Source organism: Paenibacillus dakarensis, from assembly GCF_001373415.1.
GTDB lineage: Bacteria > Bacillota > Bacilli > Paenibacillales > Paenibacillaceae > Paenibacillus_AQ > Paenibacillus_AQ dakarensis.
Genome location: NZ_CDSE01000011.1, coordinates 13,073 through 34,305, shown reverse-complemented (window position 1 = coordinate 34,305; position 21,233 = coordinate 13,073). Strand labels below are relative to the sequence as shown.

The 21,233-nt window shown below is 49.9% G+C and carries 14 protein-coding genes; all 14 read right to left on the bottom strand.

From position 1 onward, the window contains the following. Positions 1 to 653, bottom strand: a 653-nt coding sequence (locus BN1234_RS03410) for an ABC transporter permease (RefSeq protein WP_054955270.1), incomplete at its 3' end; no start/stop codon positions are given. A gap of 1 nt (position 654) precedes the next feature. Beyond that, positions 655 to 1,713 (bottom strand): ABC transporter permease, encoded by a 1,059-nt coding sequence (locus BN1234_RS03405; protein WP_054955269.1) that lies wholly within the window; start codon positions 1,711 to 1,713, stop codon positions 655 to 657. Continuing rightward, positions 1,710 to 3,254 (bottom strand): ABC transporter ATP-binding protein, encoded by a 1,545-nt coding sequence (locus BN1234_RS03400; protein WP_054955268.1) that lies wholly within the window; start codon positions 3,252 to 3,254, stop codon positions 1,710 to 1,712. The genes BN1234_RS03405 and BN1234_RS03400 overlap by 4 nt, the downstream gene beginning before the upstream one ends. Positions 3,255 to 3,349: 95 nt before the next feature. Then, the gene (locus tag BN1234_RS03395) at positions 3,350 to 4,405 is read right to left on the bottom strand and encodes a BMP family lipoprotein (RefSeq protein ID WP_054955267.1); all 1,056 of its coding nucleotides are present in this window, start codon (positions 4,403 to 4,405) and stop codon (positions 3,350 to 3,352) included. Positions 4,406 to 4,424: 19 nt separating this feature from the next. Then, the gene (rbsK, locus tag BN1234_RS03390) at positions 4,425 to 5,357 is read right to left on the bottom strand and encodes a ribokinase (RefSeq protein ID WP_054955266.1); all 933 of its coding nucleotides are present in this window, start codon (positions 5,355 to 5,357) and stop codon (positions 4,425 to 4,427) included. Further along, the gene (locus tag BN1234_RS03385) at positions 5,354 to 6,352 is read right to left on the bottom strand and encodes a LacI family DNA-binding transcriptional regulator (RefSeq protein ID WP_054955265.1); all 999 of its coding nucleotides are present in this window, start codon (positions 6,350 to 6,352) and stop codon (positions 5,354 to 5,356) included. Before BN1234_RS03385 ends, rbsK begins: the two co-directional genes overlap by 4 nt. Before the next feature lie 298 nt (positions 6,353 to 6,650). After that, positions 6,651 to 8,573: an NAD(P)/FAD-dependent oxidoreductase gene (locus tag BN1234_RS03380; protein ID WP_054955264.1), complete on the bottom strand. Its 1,923-nt coding sequence runs from the start codon at positions 8,571 to 8,573 to the stop codon at positions 6,651 to 6,653. Between the two features lie 242 nt (positions 8,574 to 8,815). Further along, a complete protein-coding gene (locus BN1234_RS03375; protein ID WP_054955263.1) occupies positions 8,816 to 9,769 on the bottom strand; it encodes an ABC transporter permease in 954 nt (317 codons plus the stop codon). 4 nt (positions 9,770 to 9,773) lie between these two features. After that, positions 9,774 to 10,829, bottom strand: a complete 1,056-nt coding sequence (locus tag BN1234_RS03370; RefSeq protein WP_054955262.1) for an ABC transporter permease — start codon at positions 10,827 to 10,829, stop codon at positions 9,774 to 9,776. Further along, the gene (locus BN1234_RS03365; RefSeq protein ID WP_054955261.1) at positions 10,826 to 12,355 is read right to left on the bottom strand and encodes an ABC transporter ATP-binding protein; all 1,530 of its coding nucleotides are present in this window, start codon (positions 12,353 to 12,355) and stop codon (positions 10,826 to 10,828) included. Before BN1234_RS03365 ends, BN1234_RS03370 begins: the two co-directional genes overlap by 4 nt. Positions 12,356 to 12,599: 244 nt before the next feature. After that, complete coding sequence (locus tag BN1234_RS03360) at positions 12,600 to 13,706, bottom strand: BMP family lipoprotein (RefSeq protein WP_054955260.1); 1,107 nt, start codon at positions 13,704 to 13,706, stop codon at positions 12,600 to 12,602. A gap of 416 nt (positions 13,707 to 14,122) precedes the next feature. After that, positions 14,123 to 15,016: a hypothetical protein gene (locus BN1234_RS03355; protein WP_054955259.1), complete on the bottom strand. Its 894-nt coding sequence runs from the start codon at positions 15,014 to 15,016 to the stop codon at positions 14,123 to 14,125. Between the two features lie 130 nt (positions 15,017 to 15,146). Continuing rightward, entirely contained in the window at positions 15,147 to 17,891 is a 2,745-nt protein-coding gene (locus BN1234_RS03350) for a GH36-type glycosyl hydrolase domain-containing protein (protein WP_054955258.1), read from the bottom strand. A gap of 90 nt (positions 17,892 to 17,981) precedes the next feature. Beyond that, on the bottom strand, positions 17,982 to 21,215 hold the full coding sequence (locus tag BN1234_RS03345; protein ID WP_054955257.1) for a hypothetical protein: 3,234 nt from the start codon (positions 21,213 to 21,215) through the stop codon (positions 17,982 to 17,984). Positions 21,216 to 21,233: the final 18 nt, after the last annotated feature.

The following is a 21,233-nucleotide window of genomic DNA, read 5'->3' as shown; positions in this document are numbered from 1 at the left end:
CCCGCCAGTCCGGCGAATACGCCGCTCCATGCCAGCGCGGAATACTGAATCCGTTGAACCGGAATACCCAGCGATTTCGCAGCGGCAGGCGCTTCGCCAACAGAGCGGAGATGAACGCCATATGGAGTTTTATAAATCAGAACCATGCAGAAAATGACGGATAAGAAGGCGATCCAGACCATGAGGCTGTGCCCGCTCAGCAGCTTGCCGAGTACCGGCACATTTTCAAGAAATGGAATGTTCACCGTCGGGATCCGGGAAGCTGTCGTGCCTGGTGAGTAGTTACCCGTCACGCCGAAAATTTTGTTCATCAGAAAGATGGTAAAGCCTGTTCCGAAGATGTTGACCGCAAACCCGGTGATGATAATATCCACCTTCATCTTGAGTGAGAAAAATCCCATGATGTAGCTGATCAGCACGGAGACTGCGACACCTGCCAGCACGCCGAGTATCCAGCTTTCCGTACTGGAGCCGACGGCAATGGAAGTAAAAGCCGACAACAGCATGAGTCCTTCCAGGCCGATGTTGGTCGCGCCTCCGATATCCGAGATGAGCCCGCCCAGAGAGGCCAGCAAGATCGGTGTCATGACGCGAAACAGTACAGCGATCAGCGACAGATCCATAATCTGATTCCAAATCGTTTCCCATACCATCTTACTTCACCTCCTTTTGCCCGCTTTTGGCATACCTTTGTTTAATAAAGGTGAAGATCGCCTGAGCCGTCACAAGCAGCACCAGCATAACTTGAATGATGACGGCAACTTCACGGGGCATATCGCTTCCATACTGCATCGTTTGGGCGCCGACCTGGATATACGCATAGAACAGACCGGCAACAAGCACACCCACCGGATGGTTGCGGGCGAGCAGTGCAATGATGATTCCATCAAAACCAAGGCCCACCGAGAAGTTGTCTTTGAATGTCTGTTGAACACCGAGAATTTCCACAATTCCGGCCAAGCCTGCGAGCGCGCCGCTAATCATTACGCTGAAGACAATGATCTTGCGGGTGGCGATACCGCCATAGCGGGCGAAGTGCTGATTCTTTCCGACCATACGCAGCTCATAACCGATGGATGTTTTATATAGTAGAAGATAGACAACGATAACGGCCACAAGTGCGATCAGTATACCGGCATGGGCGCTCGTACCAGGAATAATCTTGGCAAGCAGAAGGTCCTTGTCGATATTCTCCATCTTGGCGAAGCCGCCGCCCTGTGACTTGAACTGATTATTCACAAAATAAGAGGTAAGCAGTATCGCCACAAAATTGAGCATCAGCGTGGTGACGATCTCATTGGCGTTCAGGTAGGCTTTCAGCAGACCCGGAATCGCTCCATACAGAGCACCCCCAATGAGTGCACCGATAATGATAATCGGCAGATGAATCCATGGGCTCACACCCGGTAAATAAATCGCGATAACCGCTCCAAGGAAACTTCCGATGTAGAGCTGACCTTCAGCACCCATGCTGAATACATTGGCCTGAAATACTACGGAAAGCGCGAGGCCTGTTAAAATCAAAGGAACGGCTTTGTTCAGAATCGTACCGACATTGAACCAGCTCGACAACGGATCAAGGAACATAGCACTAACGGCAACGAGCGGTTCGCTGCTGGTCATCAGGATGACGAGAAATCCGCACAGCAGCGCAGTGACAACCGCCACAAGAATTCCGCTCATCTCCAGTACCAGTGATCTGGATGATTTCATCGTACCGCCTCCTGTGCCTGTTTCTTAATCCCCAGCATGTAATAGCCGATTTCTTCTTCTGTCAGATCATCGGTGTTGTCCAGAAGCGCCACGATTTCGCCATTATAGAGAACGGCAATCCGGTCGCTCAGCGACATGATCTCTGATAATTCGGCCGAGACAACCAGAACCGCTGCTCCCCCGTCCCGGCGTTTAATAATCTCCCTGTGGATGAACTCAATCGCCCCGATATCAACCCCGCGGGTCGGCTGGGACACGATGAGCAGATTAGGGTTCTTCGACAGTTCCCGAGCCACGACGACCTTCTGAAGGTTGCCGCCGGACAGTGCGCCTGCCAGTGTTTCCTCACTTTGAGCACGCACGTCGTACTCCTTCATCATCTTCTGGGCGTACTGCTTGATTTTGTTCTTGTTTAGAAACATTCCCCGTTTAAACTCCGGATTCCGATAATGGTCAAGAAGGAGATTTTCCGCAATCGTCGAGGTTAGACTGGCTCCGGAGGTTTGGCGGTCTTCCGGAACATGGCCAATTTTCATATGTCGAATATCCGCAATACTCGCACTCAGCAGTTCTTTTCCCTGATAAAGGATACTTCCCCCGACCGCTTTGCGAAGGCCCGTAATAGCCTCGACCAGTTCGGTTTGACCGTTGCCTTCCACACCTGCAAAGCCGAGCACTTCGCCGCTGCGAATATCAAAAGATATTCCCTGAAGCGCCTGCGCACCCTTATCATCCAGCGCTTCAAGCCCACGGACGGACAGCACGACATCCTTCGGCTCAGCGGGTGCCTTGCTCACACGGAACAGCACTTCACGCCCCACCATCAGACGGGAAATCTCTTCCTGATTCGTATCCTTCGTCTGCAGCGTAGCAATCGACTTGCCGGCCCGCAGGATCGTAATCCGGTTGGAAATACGCATAACCTCACGCAGCTTGTGTGTAATGAAAATAATCGTATGGCCTTCGCTGACCAGCGCTTGAATGGAATCGAACAGCTCATCCGTTTCCTGCGGTGTTAGAACCGCTGTCGGTTCGTCCAGAATGATCAGCTTGGCACCCCGGTACAGCACCTTCAGAATCTCTACCCGCTGCTTCTGTCCGACCGGGATCGTCTCCACCTTGGCACGGAGATTCACCTTCAGACCATAAGTGGCGACCAAATGCTCCACTTCACGATATTCCTTGGCCCGATCGCGAAACATCGAGAAGAGTCCTTTTTTCGGTTCATCACCAAGCACGATATTCTCCGACACCGTCAGGGTTGGAGACAGCATGAAATGTTGATGCACCATGCCCATGCCCTTCTGAATGGCGTCTTTCGGCCCGTTGAAGACAACAGGCTGTCCCTTATATTCAATCGTTCCGCTGGTTGGAGCCTCCAACCCGAACAGAATCTTCATTAAGGTCGATTTTCCTGCCCCGTTTTCTCCTACAAGCGCGTGAATTTCTCCTTCGTGAACGGTCAGATCGACGCCTCTGTTAGCGGCGGTTCCGTTAGGATACACTTTATGAATATTTTTCATTTCTAGTAAAACCGGCATCTCTATCCCCCCAGCCAGAAAATAACCTTCTTATATACGGAAACCCGGTTAACGAGGGAGAGATGAGGTTGACCTCACCTCCCTCTCGTGTGGGCTTATAACGAAGATTGTACGGTGATCTCGCCGTTAGCAAGCTTGTCCTCGATTTCCTTCATCTTGTCTTTAATGGATTGCGGTACGTGCTTCTCATACAGTTCGTCCTTGGCAAGGCCAACGCCGCCTTCTTTAATTCCCAGGACTTCTCCCTTTCCTAGAGGCAGTTCGTCTTTAACCAGCAGTTCAAAAGCACGGAAAATGGATTGATCGACGTTCTTCATCATCGAGGTGAGAACACTTCCAGGGTACAGCGCGTTTTGGTTCGAGTCGACGCCGATCGAATAAACGCCCTCCTCGCTCGCTCCTTCAAGCGTGCCGAGACCAGCTGCCGATGCTACGCCGAATACGATGTCGGCTTTTTGTGAATTGATCTGCGCCAGTGCCAATTCCTTGCCCTTAGGAGAGTTCACGAAATCCCCGACATAAGAGGTAACGACCTTAACGTCTTTGTCTACATAGCTCACGCCTTGCTCAAATCCCGCTTTGAAGTCGTTAATGATCGGAATGTTCATGCCGCCTACGAAGCCAACCACTTTTTCCGGATTGGAGTTCTTAAGCTCTGTGTTCGTTGTTGCCATCGCCGCAAATGCGCCGGCAAGGAATGAACCTTCGCTCTGCGAGTACAGCATGGAGTAAACGTTCGGAACGCCTTCAATCAAATCATCGAAGAAGATAAACTTGATATCCGGATAACGCTCAGCCAAATCCTTCGTTATATCGATCATTTGGCTTGTGCCAACGACAACAACATTATATTTATTGCTTGCAACAACGGCCTCGAGACCCGACGCCCAGTCTGCTGTATTGGAACCGCCTTCAACGGTCTTGGCATTAATGCCTAACTCCTTCACCGCTCTATCCATACCGGCTTGCGCAGAATCGAAGAAGCTCTTGTCTCCAAGCGTGCTGTTTACATAGTAAAGGGCGTTAATCTCTGATTTAGGGCCCTCTGAAGATGAGCCGGCCGGGGCAGGCTCCGACTTGCCGCATCCTGCTACCAGCAAAGAAACAGACAATATAACTGCAGTAAGCATGCTGAATTTCTTGAATTTCATAGGTGGATCGCTCCCTTGTCTACTGATTTTGTGCTGCTTGTTTAATAAATTGCTCGGCTTCCTCAAGCATCGGAATCGAAGCTTGTGCTCCCTTGCGCGTCGCTGTGATTGCACCGACTGCAGATGCGAATTTCGCAGCCGCCCATATGTCTTTCCCGCTTACAATTGAAGCTGCAACGGCTCCGGCAAACGCATCTCCGGCCGCTGTGGAATCCACCGAGGTGACCTTATAAGGCTCCACGAAAAAGGTGCGGTTCGCACTTATGACAACAACGCCTTTCTCTCCCATTTTGGCGAAAACGGTTGTAACGCCTTTATTGATCAATTCAACGGCTGCCAGCTTCGCTGTTAAGGGATCGGAAACCTCCGTGCCCGTCAGCTGGGCAATTTCCTTCTCATTCGGCAGAATGTAATCGACCATATCCAGTATGGAGTCCGGCAATTCCTGTGCCGGCGCCGGATCTAGCAAAACTGGAACCTGATGCTGTTTAGCAATCCAAATTGCTTCCTTCACTGTTTCAAGCGGGATTTCAAGCTGTACCATTAGAAGCTTGGCATCCTTGATCATCGCCTCATGCTTTCGCACATCTTCCGGAGTCAGCCGGATATTGGCTCCCGGAGCGACGATAATGCTGTTGTCCCCATCGGGGTCAACGTTAATAAACGCTACTCCTGTCGATTCACCGGGCATTTTCTCTATCGCCCTGCAGTCGACACCGGCTTGGTTCAAATTATCAAGCAGCTGGTCTGCGAAGATGTCGCTGCCTAATTTTCCAATCATGGCAACCTCAGCCCCGAGCTTGCTGGCTGCGACCGCCTGATTGGCCCCCTTGCCACCTGTATTCATAAAAAAATCATTGCCTAACACTGTTTCTCCCCGATCCGGACGATGATTCGAGGTAACGACCATGTCCATATTCAGGCTACCAACTACCACAATCTCAGCATTCATCTCTGGTCCACCCCGCTACAAGATTCTCTATGTAAAAGCCTGTGATCCAAAATCACGTTCTTCGAGCCGGTGCTCACCCCCTTAATCTGATCATCCAGCAGCTGAACCGCCGTCACGCCAATCTGATAGGCAGGTATCGAGATCGTGCTGAGGGTTGGCCGGGACATGCTGCAGTAAGCAATGTCATCACAGCCGATAACAGAAATATCCTCTGGCACCCGGAGGCCCCGGCGGTTAATTTCCTGCATCGCACCCAGAGCCAGTAAATCGTTAGCTGCAAAAATAGCGGTAGGTCCGTACTCGTCAATTACAGCGCCCATCTGATGAACCCCTGATTCATAACTGAATGAGCCAACACTGATGAACGGGTCCAGCTGTGCTGCATGCATTGTGTCCAGATAGCCCGCTCTTCGGCTTTCCGCCGATTGAATATTTCGGGGACCCGCCAGATGGGCAATCCGTTTATGTCCCAATCCGATCAAGTAACCGACCGCTTCAGCAGCGGCTTTATAGTCATCGATCAGCACGGCGTCGAACGGTTTGTTCGCGATCAAGCGGTCACACAGAACAATCGGCGTGCGCAGACTGGTCAGTTCGTTAACCGTCTGCTCATCGAGAGCCGAAGAAATAAGCAAAATACCCCCAACCTGCTGCTCCGCCATCTTGTAGATAATCTCCTGCTCAATGCTTGGATCATTATCCGTATTACTGATATAAAGCGTATATCCGAGCCTGCGGGCAGCATCCTCAACCCCCCGTGCCAGTACAGGAAAGTAGGGGTTCGTAATATCCGGCAGGATCAATCCAATATTGTTCGTCCGGTTCGTCGCCAAGTTTCTTGCGATAACGCTGGGACGATAACCGAGCTCCTCAATGGCGCGAAGAACGCGCTCTCTTATCTCGCCTTTCACTTGAGGATTGTTGTTTAGCACGCGGGACACGGTCGCCTTGGACACCTGCGCCTTTTCCGCAACATGCTGAATATTGGGCTTCAAAACTCGTTCACCTCCATTTCTAACAGATATGAATATCGTTAATTCAATCTTCAGAAACCGGTTACTGATATTATGTATGGTCAAGAAAGCGGTTTATTTCCAATATATATCATGAAAAAGATATTTATGCAATCGCTTTCAATCACATTTTGTAGAAAGATGTATTGAATTGACGAAACACGAGGTTTCTATACTGCATAAAACAAAGCTTAATCGCCATTTAAAACAAAAATGACCCGCAAAAGGTCACTTTTTTCAAAGTGCCACTTTGCAGGTCACAGTTCACAGATAGGTTATACTACATACTCAACACAGCATCATAAGCCTCATGCACCGCATCATACACCTTGCGGGCTCTGACACTATCGCCAACGTTGACGATGTCCACCTTGCCCTCCAGCTCGTTGTATACCTGGTTGTTAGGTCTGAAGCCCATCGCCAGGATGACGGTGTCACAAGGAAGCTCTTGTACTCCATCGGCCGACTCTACAGTTACGGAGCCTTGGCTGATTTTCGACAGCTTGGTAGCCGGCATGGAAGTGATGTTCGGGTGCTTCAGCATACCCGACAGCATCATCATATTCTGGATAAACAGCGGCTCCGGCAGCAGCTTGTCTGACATTTCGACAATGGTCACTTTCTTGCCTTTTCTCGCATAGTTAATTGCGGTTTCACAGCCAACCAGGCCGCCGCCAATGACAACGATGTTGTCTCCGACGAGGCACAGCTCGCGCAGCGCATCGGTAGCGAGGCATACATTGCTTCCCATAATCCCTTCAATCGAAGCCGGACGTACCGGCGTTCCGCCAGCTGCCCAGATGACTTTATCCGCACCATAAGCAAGAATGGATTCAGCCGTCGCTTCCTTGCAATATTTCACAACAACACCCAGCTTGTTTAGCTGTGAGCGATAGTAATTCAAAATCTGTTCGCCGTCTCTCTTGAAGGTAGGCATACAAGCAGCACGGAAGTTACCGCCCAGCTGTGCGCTCTTCTCCCAGACCTCCACGGTGTGACCTGCTTCTGCAGCTGTGATCGCAGCGGAACATCCGCCAGGACCTGCTCCAATGACCAGAATACGTTTAGGGTTGTCCGTCCGCTTTAATTCTCTAATCCCTTCATGTCCTGTCAGCGGGTTTACGGCGCATTCAATATGCTTGCTGTCCGGCATGTTAGCCACACGGGCAATACAGCCTTCATTACAGGAGATGCAGTTGCGGATATCATCGGTGCGGAACTGGGCGATTTTATTCGGGATCTCCGGATCAGCGAGCAGCCCTCTGCCCATACAAACCAGATCCACCCACTCATTCTCCAGCGCAGCTTCGGCCTTGCTGATGTTCTCCAGTCTGCCTTGCGAAAGCACGGGAATAGATACGACCTGCTTAACAGCCTGTGCCGAAATCATCTGCGGTGCAACCTCCTGCTGATAGATCGGCGGCATCGCCATATACCAGTTATCATGACAGCCCGCATCGATATGCAGTGCATGCACGCCCTTCGACTCCAGCAGCTTCGCGATTTCCAGTCCTTCTTCCATACCTCTGTAGCCGTCTTCGACCGGCAAATAGTGTGACGGTGTGAATTTAACCATCAGTGGATAATCCTTGCCTAATTCAGACTGTACGCCCTCAATGATTTCGGTTAAAAAGCGCATCCGATTCTCAAAGCTGCCGCCGTATTCATCCGTTCTGTGGTTCCAGCGCTTGCTCATGAATTTATCCGTTAAATATCCGCCATATGCATGAATTTCGATGCAGTCCACGCCGGCTTTTTGTGCTAAGACAGCTGTGCGCAAGACGGCGCGGTGGATGATCCCGATCTCCTCTTTGGTCATCTCGGCAAACATAAAATCCATGCCTGGCATAACCTGCATAGGTGACGGTGCAACCGGCTGTGTGCGTCCGGGAGCCATTCCTCCCAGACCCGCACCGGGCATAATCTGCAGACATATCTTAGAGTCATAGTCATGGCACTGCTTAACCAGGGATTGAAGTCCTTCAAAGCTGTTCTCATCCAGTTTGGAAGCCGGAGAAGGTCCCTCAATTTCCTCCGTAGCCACTACCGTACACATCAGCATTGCAACGCCGCCCTTCGCTCTGGCAGCATAGTACGCATTGGTTCTTACGTCAAAATCCCCAAGCTCAGCACCCATCGGCGCCATAATGATTCTATTCTTCAGTTTCATAGCACCAATTGAAGATTCCTCTAATAGTCTCATGATGTATCATCCTTTGTCATTTATAGTCGCTTATAACACAGCATCTTCGTATCTATATCCACATTGTACTGGTAAAAAGATGAAAAGCTTGTGTTAAATATCACAAATTTTAAATAACATGATGAAAAGGTCTCACTTTTCACCAAAATGTGACTATTCAGACGATGTTAAGAAGCATTAAAAAACCCCCTTCAGGTATGACCTGAAGGGGGTTCATCATGAAACTGGATTCTATTCAGCTATTAACGTTTACCTGAATCGAACGGCTCCCCTGCGGCTTTCGGCGCGTTAGAGGATTTAGAGAAGATAACTAGTGCGATCAATGTGACCACATAAGGGAATACCTTCAGAATGACCGGCGGGACAACCGCGAGCGAAGGTATTACCTGCGACACGTTCGCCACCGTACTGGCAAATCCGAAGAAGAAGGTAGCACCCAGTATGCCAAGCGGTTTCCACTGTCCGAAGATCAGGGATGCCAGCGCCAGGAAGCCGAGACCGGCAACATTACCGGTAAATTCACCAGCATAAGTCAACAGGATGGCAGCTCCTCCGAGTCCGGAGAAGGCACCCGATATCAAAACACCGACATACCGCATGGATTGCACCCGGATACCGGCTGCTTCCGCAGCGTGCGGATGCTCTCCGCATGCCCGAAGGCGCAGGCCGAAGGATGTTTTGTATAGAACAAATATGCTGATCAACAGGATGGCCAGGACAATCCATGTGGAATCATATGTTTTGGTAAAGAATAAATCACCGATAATCGGAATGGATGACAGCACTGGTACATTATACGGGTCAAACCCGCTTGTGATCCCGATGTTACCGCTGCCTGTTATATTACGCGCCAGGAAAATGGTCAAGGCACCCGCGATCATATTGATCGCCGTACCGCTTATGATCTGATTGGCGCTTAGATTAATGCTTGCAAAGGCATGCAGTAATGAGAATAGTGCACTTGCAGCAGCAGCTGCAAGAAGTCCGACCCACAGCACCCATGGGGCGTCTCCGAACTGTACCTGCATCTTGGAAACTACAAAAGCCCCTATAAAGGAACCGACAATCATCAGCCCGTCCAGACCGATGTTCACGACTCCGCTTCGTTCACTGAACAGAGCGCCTAAGGCGGTAATCAAAAGCGGAATGGTGAAAACGATGGCATACGGAAAAATCTGTTCAAGCGTTGTCCACATGTTCTCAATCCTCCTGCTTTTTATTCGCAGCTCTGCGCAGCTTCATTTTACGTATGAGACGTTCAATCAAAATGCTTGTTGCCGCAAAATAAATAATGATGGCAATGATGGTATCTGCGATTTCCGGCGGTATTTCCGTCATCGCGTTCATGAATCCCCGGCCGGAGTACAGCAGGCCGAAGAACAGAGCCGATACCAATACACCAAGCGGCGCGTTCGCACCGAGCAGCGCCACGGCGATGCCGTCGAAGCCTTGGGTCGGCAGGATACCGATTTGGATACTGGAGGCGTTACCTGCATACTGCGCTACACCCGCCAGACCGGCGATACCGCCGGATATGAACATGGAAAGAACGATGCTGCTTTTTACTGCGATACCCGCATATTCTGCAGCATAACGGTTGAACCCTACTGCCTTCAGCTCGTAACCCAGTGTCGTTTTGTTAATCAGGAAGGCAACGACAATTACGGCAATGACTGCGATGAAGAAGCCCATGTTCAGGTAGGAGCCCTGGAACAAATCACTGAGCCATTGCTGATGAAGCATAGCTTCCGGTGGCAGCTGCTTGGACTCTGTCTCCAGGCTCGCCCCTTTGAAATAAGCCGGAACGACATAATAGACTGTCCAGTAAGCCGTCCAGTTCATCATGATCGTCGAGACAACCTCATGCACATTGTACCGGGCCTTCAAGAAGCCTGGGATGACAGCCCACAAGGCGCCGCCAATAAATCCGGCCAGTATCATAACCAAGAGGAGCAGTGCACGTGGCAGCTCCATGGTAAGACCGACAGCCGTCGCACAGAAGCCGCCAAACAGCATCTGTCCCGCTACCCCGATATTAAACAGCCCCGTACGGAATGCAAATGCGACTGACAATCCCGTCAGAATGAGCGGAGTTGCTGTCGCCAGCGTATTCCCGATCCGCTCCGGATTCTTCAGTCCGCCCTGAATAAGATATTTATACCCTTCTACCGGATCATGGCCTGTCAGCACCATAAGGATCGCTCCCGCGATGAGTCCGAGCAGAACAGCAACCAACGATTTTATGCTGTTATTCATACGGCGCCCTCCTCCTTCTGATACCCGGCCATCATCAATCCGAGTTCTTTTTCGTTCGTTTCGGAGGCTTTTACGATACCTACCAGCTCACCGTTATTAATAACGGCGATACGATCGGATAAATTGAGCACCTCATCCAGCTCCAAAGAAACCAGCAGCACCGCTTTCCCTTTGTCCCGCTGTTCAATCAGACGCTTGTGAATATATTCAATCGAGCCTACATCAAGTCCCCGGGTCGGCTGAACCGCGATGAGCAGATCCGGATCCCGTTCTACCTCACGGCCAATGATGGCCTTCTGCTGATTTCCGCCTGACATGGAACGAACGATTGAGCTTCCGCCTGTTCCCGAGCGGACATCAAAGCTTTTGATGATATGATCCGCATGCTTACGGATAGCAGACGGCTGTAGCAGGCCTTTTTTAGAATAAGGAGGCTTGTTGTATACTTCGAGAATCATATTCTCTTCCAGCGTGTAATCCAGCACAAGCCCTCTCTTCTGGCGATCTTCCGGAATATGCCCGATACCGCTCTCGTTCCGCTGACGGATGGAGAGGCCGGTGATTTCCTTTCCATTCAGGCTTACGGTTCCGCTTTCCGCCTCCCGAAGACCCGTAATGGCTTCAATCAATTCCGCCTGTCCGTTTCCGTCCACACCGGCAATCCCCACAATTTCGCCAGCATGCAGTTCAAGCGAAAAGGCTTTGAGCGCATCGACCTTTTTGCTGTTCTTCACGGTGAGCGACTTAACCTCAAGCACCGCTCTGCCGGGGCTGCTCTCCTTCTTGTCCACTTTAAAGGAAACGCTGCGTCCCACCATCATTTCCGCCATTTCCTCTCGGCTCGTTTCTGCCACATCCACGGTGCCGATCGTTTTGCCTCGGCGGATAACGGTGCAGCGGTTCGCCACCGCTTTAATCTCTTTCAATTTATGCGTAATCAGAATAATAGATTTGCCCTCTTTGATCAGGTTCTTCATGATTTTCTGAAGCTCCTCGATCTCCTGCGGTGTTAATACAGCGGTCGGCTCGTCAAAAATGAGGACCTCTGCATCACGATACAGCATCTTGAGGATTTCCACCCTCTGCTGCATACCGACCGAAATATCCTCAATTTTCGCATATGGATCCACATTCAGTCCGTACTGCTTGGACAGCTGTGCTACACGTTTAGCTGCCGTTTCAACATCCAGTAACAATCCCCACTTACGTGTTTCACTGCCCAGGATGATATTTTCAGTTACAGTAAATGGCTCGACCAGCTTAAAATGCTGGTGCACCATCCCGATTCCAAGTTTATTCGCCACATTCGGGTTGGTTATCCGAACTTCCCGGCCATTAACCTTAATCGTCCCCCGATCAGGCTGATACATGCCGAACAAGATACTCATCAGGGTTGATTTCCCCGCCCCGTTTTCGCCTAAAAGCGCGTGAATTTCACCCTTTTGGAGCCTAAGCGTGATATCATCGTTCGCCACGATACCCGGAAATTCCTTACGGATGCCCACCATCTCGACAACATAGTCCATGGTTTTGGGTTCTCTCCTTCTTATGTCCCGCGAGCAGGACTTCTTAATCATCATTCACAGTTGTATTCAATCCGACAGTTATCATCAGTAAAAACAATACCATCATACAAAAAGACGGATGATCTCCGTCTTTTTGTATGATACGGGGAAGCGGTCAAGCCTCCCTATATCGCAAGAAGTCTTCCGTCTCGAAACGGCACAGCTTCTCAAGAAAAATGTTTCATTCAGCTCTGACTGAATGCAATTACTTAATCAGGTCACCTTGCTCACCGGATACTTTAACTTCACCGGACTTGATCTTCTGGAATACTTCGTCAACCTTCTTGAGCGTTTCTTCGCTCAGGTTCGGGTTCTTCTCAGGGAGGCCGATACCATCATTGCTGGCATCAAATGTGAGCGTTTGTCCGCCCGGGAATTTACCTTCAGTTTCCGCTTTGATCATATCGTATGCTGCCTGGTCAATTTTCTTAACGGCAGAGGTCAGAATAACTGATTTTTCTCCATCGTATACACCTTCTTGGTACTGGTCAACGTCAACACCGACCATCCAAACATCGGCACCGTTCTTCACGCGTGTCTTGGTTTCATTAATCGCACCAGTACCTACACCGCCGGCAGCCGCGAAAATAACCTTAACTCCACGGTCATACATTTGAGCCGCAAGCTGGCCGCCTGCTGCAGCGTTATCAAAGGAGCCTTGGTATACAACGTTATCCTTCTTCATGGTCACTTTCGTACCCAGGTTGTCGTTAGCATATTTCAGGCCTTGCTGGAAGCCCCAGTTAAACTTCTGTACCGGAGGAATTTCCAAGCCGCCGATGAAGCCTGCTTCTCCCTCTTTAATGTGATCAGCCGCTGCAACGCCAGCCAGGAAGCCAGCCTCTTGCTCTGCGAAGAAGATCGCAACGGAGTTTTCCTTCACTACAGGTTCAGCGCCGTTACCGGCATTTGGTGTTCCGTCGATGATAACAAATTTAGCGTCTTTATACTTGTCTTGCGATTTAAAGATCGCCGTTTCAAACTTGAAGCCAGGGGTTACAATAAATTTATATCCTGCATCATACAGGTTACCGATTTCTTTTGTATAATCAGCTTCTGTTGTTCCAGCCGGCTTCAGGTATTTGTAATCCATGTTGAAATCCTTGTTGGCTTTCTTAATACCTTCATATGTTCCCTGGTTAAAAGATTTGTCATCGATGGTACCTGCATCGGTAACCATTCCGACCTTGAAATTGGCTTTGGCTGCATCCCCGCCGGCACCGCCGTTCTCTGCTTCAGGTTTACTTCCGCAACCTGCCAGCATCGTAACAGATAATGCCAGACTAATTAATGATATGACCCCTTTTTTCATTTGGGCTGACCCTCCCTAGGTTTTGTACTGATTTAATATAGTATTGCTACATACAATATATTAATAATAGAGCGCCTTTTCAACCAAAATGTGCGCCTTTTCACCAAAATGCATCTGTAGTGCGTTACAACACTCCAGAGTTACAGCCGTTGTTAGTCGACTTTTGACGCTCAAGTCAGGCGGGTAATACCAATTTTGTCGAAAATTACTCATATAAAGACCATCTGCATCGCCAACAATATTCCATTTTTATGTAAATACTATTAAACAACCATACTATAATCTAAACATGACTGTCTTCTCTTAATTCTCTTACCAACCTGTTTCCACGAATAAAAAGAGAGGATCTCTCCCCCTCCTCGCTATATCCAGCCTATCATTTCATTAACAAATATTATCAGACTTGCATATTCACTCTATTTTCTAAAAAATTCATATTCCCGCTTCCAGCTCTGGCTCTCGCCTGGCTGAATCGCAATCTGGATGAAGTTCTCCGGAGATACTACATGCCCTTCTCCCCATAATGCGATGTAAGCAACCGGGAAGTTATCCCATTCCCGCACACCGACGCCGCTTGGACGATGAACTAGCTCCCATGTTGGACCGGTCACGGTGCTGATCTCATTCAACCGCCCATAGAAAGGCTGGCTCGGCACCTCATTCCACGTCACCTTCACATTGTCGATATGCAGCACAGAAGGCGTATATTCCTGCTCCATATCCTTGGTCAGCATCTCTCCTGGAAGGGTTATCTCGTAATCCGGACCAACAGGATGCTGATCTATGCGCATGAAATTATGCACATATTCCGTAGTCTCGACCGGCTTCACGCCTGTATTGTGCAAATGATACTCGATAATCAGTCTGGAGCCTTTAACTGTAATCGTCTTGCTGTATTCTACCGCATATCCGTTACAGTCCTGAGCGTGGACCTTATATAGGGCCGCCTCTGATGTAACCTTCTCTTCCATATGGTAAGGTTCATTCGGATAAGGGCTAACGAAGCTGTAGTCGGCTTCATCGATTCGGGTCAACCGACCCACACCGAGCTTCGGAAACGGTTCTCCGGGAAGCGCCTCATCATAGCCGATCGGATCCGCAATACCGAATTCGTTGCAGAGCCCGATTCCGCCTGTCCCTTCACCCGGAATCAAGCTTTCAGGAACACAGAAGGTATGCACCTCGTTCTGCTCATCCTTCCAGCTCACCTGCGTAATAAAGCCGGTCCAATCAAATCGTGTTCCTCGATAAGCTTCTCCTATAGACGCGATCTCTATAGAGAGCCTGTCATTCTCTAGTATATATCCCATGGTTGGCTTTTCCTCCTCCTATTCCAAATAGAAATTATAAATGAAAATTCTGCATATTGCTGTGAAAAAATAAAGAGAAACCCTGGCGCTTCGATTCCCGCCAGGGTTTCATCTCTTATCGTTCCATTACCTATTCAGCGGAAAGTGTAACCTCTACCGTATGGAGCTGATCTTCCGTTAATGCTTCAATGCGTTCACGATCGAGCAGACAACCATGTCCTTCAGCGGCACAAGAAACGGTCTCTCCATCAATCTTCACTTCCAAGGCACGATACTGTCCATAACCCAGTCTGCCTGTATTGCGGTAGATGATCCGCAGTTTTTTGTCTGCGAATAAGGTCTCGACAGATGCCTCTCCATTCCCATCAAACTGCTCTTCTACAAGCTTAGGCTCCAGGAATAGCTTTCCGAGTTTCCCTTTGACACCAAAGACCTCTGTCAATTCCGTGAGCAGTAACCAGCTGGCCGAGCCGGTCAAGAAATGATACATGCCTCGGCCCTTCGCATTGATGTATTCCGGAATACCAGGATAGATCCGGCTGCGCTCGAAATCGCTGCTGAGATGATATACCGATTCAAGCACAGTCCGCCCTTCACGGACAAAGCCGCGCTTGTACAGCGCATTCGCATACATCACGGTCATATGGCTGAACATCGCCCCGTTCTCTTTATGGCCAAAAGCAAAACCAAAGGCGCGTCCCAAATTCGGCTGAATTCCGCCAAACTGTGAATTTAACCGGTAGCCGATTGCTTCATCCTTCAAGTACCGGTCTACCGCCCGCACGGTCTCACGAATCTGCTCTTCCGTAGCTACACCGCTCATGATCGGGAATACTTGTCCGGTCAAGGTCATCCGCACGCCTTCCGGGGTATCTCCTTCCACGCGTTCACCGTTGTTATTGTAGTAGCCGTTGAACCAGTGGTAACCCTGGCTGTTCTGGATCCATTCATTCTGACGAAGATGCGAGAACATCCAGTTTGCTTTTTCCATCAGGTCTGCAGCCAGCTGCTCGATATCAACTGACACCTTAACACCGCTTACCGTTGTCAGCACCGTGTTGTAATAACGCTCCAGGCGGTCACGCTTACCTGTCACCGATGCATAATCAACCTTCTCAGCTGTCAATGTATCGAACAAATCCAGCAGTTCCTCATTGATTTCTACCTCGTTAATCCCTGTCATCCGCTTCACTTGCAGCAGCATATCGCTTAAATCCTTCAGATTACCGGCATAGAACGCAGTAAATGCAACACTCTCACCCAGCTTGGCTGCCATATCGAGGCCATCGTTCCAGTCTGCGCCCTCCAGTAAAATATTATTATGCATACCAACATGGTAAAACGGAATGACATTCTGGATTAATATATGCTCGAGAATAGAGCCGGTATATACATCTCCATCTGCCGTCCTCAATTGCTGCCCCAGCTCAGGGGTCCAATGGTTATCACGCGCTTTCGCACGTTTCACGAAGGAATCCTTGAAATACGTCTGCTGCTCGAACAGGAATTCCGTATCCCCGCTCTGATCCAGATACAGCTTCGTGGTCAGGAACGGCCATGCGCCATGGTCCATCCATACCCGCGGAATATTGTTTCGGTCAGCGCGGAATTCTCCCGGAGCAGAACCGATAATCGTTGCATTACTGCCATCCATACGCACACCGGCGTAGTTATTCCACAGGAGATGGCGAACATCCTTAGGCTCCATAATAAGCAGCGCGAGGCAATCCTGCCAGAGATCACGCCAGCCGCGTCCGCCGCGTCCATAATCGTGATGAGGCAGGAAGGAGCAGCCATACAGGCGGCGCAGTACCGGCTGCAGTGTTACCCATTTCATCCACTCGTCATGGCTTGAGTCCCCGGAATGGAATTGTACCGTTCCTACCTTCGCCTGCCAGAATTGTTTATTATCCTCAAGCAGCGCATTAAAACGTTCCTCAGACAGATATTCCTTCACATACCGGTCTTCATCCACGTGTCCATCCGTAATCGCCATAGAAATGACGTAGCTTGCCGACTCGCCTGGTGCGAGAATACGGTCATGAAAACGGAGCGCCCCAACGGCTTCATACCCATCAATTACCGTACCGCTGGTCTCATGTGAAGCCGAATTCGTTACAATGGCTTCCGGCCAGTCATAGCTACCGCCTTCGCCAATAAACTCTTCTCCAACCGGGAAATATCCAATTGGAGCTGTTCCATCAGCCTCACTCCCAAGGACAGAATATGCCGTCTCGTTCACCCGGTGTCCGCGCTCATCAAAGGATAATGTCGGTTGTACCTCAACCCCATGATCGAGCGTATACGTTCGATGCAGCAGGGATGTTACATGGCGGTGGTCACGAATATCATCAGCTGAGCGTGCGTAGAAAGGAATCGCAGCTGTCGGCGTGACGCGAATGTTCTTATCGCTGATATTCGTAATGGTCACCTTCATGAGCTCCACCTTGTCATCTGTCATCGGTACGAAGCTGGTTGCTTCAGCGCGGATACCGAACCTTTTATTCTCACGCGTAACGCGATGCCAGAGCAGTCCGGCTTCCAGATGAACCTCATCCGCATCATTCCCGGTGCGGGACGCGATCTGACCTGCCGAGTTCCCTGCAGCAGACCAGGCTCCCTTTCCTTCTATATACACCCAGAAATTACGCGCTGCCCGTGAGTTATGCAAATCCTCGGAGGATACAGGCGCTAGCAGGAATGAATTCTGATCCGCCTTACTGTCCCCATGCCATGTCGGCGTAATGGATGACATCATCCCCGCCTCATTCACAAGCGGGAAATAAAGATAACTGCTTCGATCCGGATTCGCTAAACGGAATTCACCATGCTTCCCTGTAAATGTCCAACCTGCTGTTGGTTTTTTCTGTGTCATCGTTCCCATCCCTTCGACTCAGCCAAACCTGACTCTTGTTTATCCTTTATTTCTTTATCATTTCGATTTCCTGACACTTCGAATTCCAATCTATTTCAATGTCGCTTCGATTCGGCACACATCCCGGTTACGCACAAGTACGGCAAGCTCTTCATTCAACACGCCCGCTTCGGCGTGAACCTTGCGGCCATCCTTCAATGTAAGCTCCATGGTCGAAACCTTGGCACCTTGCTCACCAAACGTATCTTTGCGCGAAGGATTATGATAGATAACCTCAATCTCACCCAGGAATACCGCCTGAATCGTATGGTTATCATCGAACAACCAGCCCGGCAGCTTCGGCTGCAGTTGGAGACGAAGCTCTCCTTCTTCCATTACGAATGGCTGCTTGCCCCACATCATCAGATTCCACATGGAGATAAACTCGGCCGTGGATCCGCTTAGACGAGCAACGAAGCCCGTTCCATGCAGAGACGGATCCGGATTAACGCTGCTGGCGATGAAAGAGCTGTTCTCAAGGGTGCTTCGCCCATAGACAGCCGGATCCAGGAATGGTACAAGACCATGCTTCATCTCCGTGAAGAATTCATCATACAATTCACCCTTCAACAGCTCGAGCAGATACTTGTAAGACATATGCAGGAATACCGATTCATTCTCCAGCCAGCCTGGTGTGAATGCTCTGGAGCGTCCGATCTCCGGGCTCACCTCAGACAGTGAAGCATTTACTTTATACATCTGAAGCTTGCGGTCATACAATTCACTCTCTTGAATGCGTTTGTAGAGCTCGCGTTTACGATTCACATCCGTGACCGTCTTCATCGCACGCACAGGCCCTTCCAGGAAGTAAGGCAGATCAATCCTGCGGAATGAACTCACCCTTACGAAAGGGTTGCCTTTCGCATCCAGCTGCGGTCTGTTATTCGAATCCGTTACAGGCTTATAATCAACGGCCTCATAAGCAAAATAAGTTGGATATACACCGCCGCCAATTTCCAGACCTTTAGCGATGCCCCGCTCAACATGCAGCAGGAATTTGTGCATTGCCCGCTCTATATCGGAAACGGCCAGCCTGCTTGTCTCCCCATCGAAGCCAAAACGGATTTTCTCGCGGTACGCCTCACGCGCACTTGATACCTGATCCCAGTACTTGAATGCATCCGTTGTACTTTGAGCGGAAGCGAGATATTGATCCAGCAGATTTTCCACGTCTTCCAGTAACTTCGCCAGCTCCACAGGAACAGAGACTTCCGCCTTCTCGCCGCTCTCCACCTGTACGATAAAGGAAAGCACGCGCTGCAGTTCACATAATTCGCCGAAGCCTGAAGCGAATAAGCCCGGTAATCCGTTCAGGGAATCATTCCAGCCCGGTTTGTTCGCTTCCATCTCCACCCCAATCCCTTCCGGATCGAGTGTTGCGAATTTCAGTAATGCCAAGGATACCAACTTCTCATATAGGCAGGTTGTATAAATGTCACCCTGTCCTTGCTGTGTGCGAACCCATGTCTTCAAGCTTTGGCGTGAATTCAGCAGCTCTTCCTTCTCTTCACTCTCACGCACAGCTCCATATCTACGAACCTTGCCATCCGTAAGTACCGTCTTCTGGTCACGCGGCAGCACGTCAGCAGGACTGTCGTAATACATATAAGAGGTATCATCAAACAGCAGCTGCTCTTTCCGGTCCGGATAAACTGCCAGATAGCTTTCGATCAGATCCATATTGTAGGTCCAGTGATCAATCCAGTACCCTTCACCGAAAACAGCTTCCGCATACTGATCGGATTCTGCCAGCACTTCAAGCATGAAGGACTCTGCATCTACATTGAGTCCAATATGCTCATTCTCTATAAATCCGAGCAGACCGCCCGGCGTATACGAACGACTTAGGAAGCCCGATACTTTCTCCCGGTCTGGTTCGTTTACCCGTGCCATCCAGCTCTGTCCAGCGTTGCCATTCAGACGGAAGCTGCATCCCTGAATGACAAGCGGGTTATAGCCATCGGCCTGAATGAAATTCATGAACATCTTCACATTGAAGTCCTTCACATCCGGATTCATTAGCGTATCGCTGCGCCGATTCTGATTCGCATCACGGAAGTTGCCGTTCCCTTGGGAATAGTAGCTTGGTGCAAGGGAGAAGAAATTATAATCCCGCTCCAGATCCCCATGCTTTCTGGAATACACATGATAGACGAACGGTTCTTCCGGATTGCCGCTGTCCAGCATCACGGGATGTCCGCCGCGGAGCGCATTATCCATATAACATTGACGGCAATATGCATCAAAGCGGCCGTCTCCGGTCTTGGTCGCGATGCCATTCGTCAGTTGTTCTGTCAGCTCGCGTGCTTCAATCAGCTTCTTCGCCATATAATCGCGGCTGATCAGCTCATCTTGTTTAGCATGAATATGGTCTATATCATGGACATGCCCGATGAGGGTATACATGTCATATCGGCCTTCTGCCGGAAGCGTTACTTCAGCCGCTGCGAAGCCGCTTGGTACCTTATTGGTTGTGATTTGCTGCCGGTTCAGAAGCTCCTGCAGAGAAGCTTCCATGAAGCCATCCGCTGTGATCAGCGAGCTGTTGCTTCCGAAGACAAGGTCTGCATCCACAATCGGGGACAAGAGCTTCTCTTTCGCACCATCATCGCCAAAGGACAGCATAAAATGGCCGCCCTCAATGCCTGTAACTTCAGCGGAATCCGCTGTGCTGGCACGCAGTTTATAGTACGGAATGTTCCGCTCCAGATTATATACATCCATCCAGCTCTTTAGTGTATGACCGAGCTCTTTATATGCCGCATTCGATAATCCGTAAGGTAAAATTCCCGGCAGGCCATCAATGATCTCCATCTTCTTCTCTTCCTGGTGCAGGTTGTGCAGCGTGACTTGGCGAACCAATGCAGCGAAGGATTCATTCGGCAGGACAAAATATTTCACATTCACCGCAATCCCTCTTGCTTCATCAACTGAACAAATCTGCAGCACGTTGGCCTCGATTGTCATCTTCTCTTGAACCGGGCCTGTCCCATTCTGATAGGAAAAAGGTTCATGTACCTGCCCATCCAGCTTGATAAACGTACGAAAACCATGTAATGGCACGGCTTGATACGACTTGTTCGCAGGCTCAAACTCCAGGATAGCCCCATCCTTGTCCTGCACTCCGAAGCACGCAATCCCTTGACCGCGGTTGACATAAAAGCTCCATAACGGTTTTCCTTTCAAGCCCGCTAACCCCGGCAAAAAGGAGGAGAACGGCTTTAACCGGTTATATCCCCTCAATACAAACCGTCCTCGATCATCAAAAGAGTACCGCTGTTTCATCTAGAAATCCCCTTCACA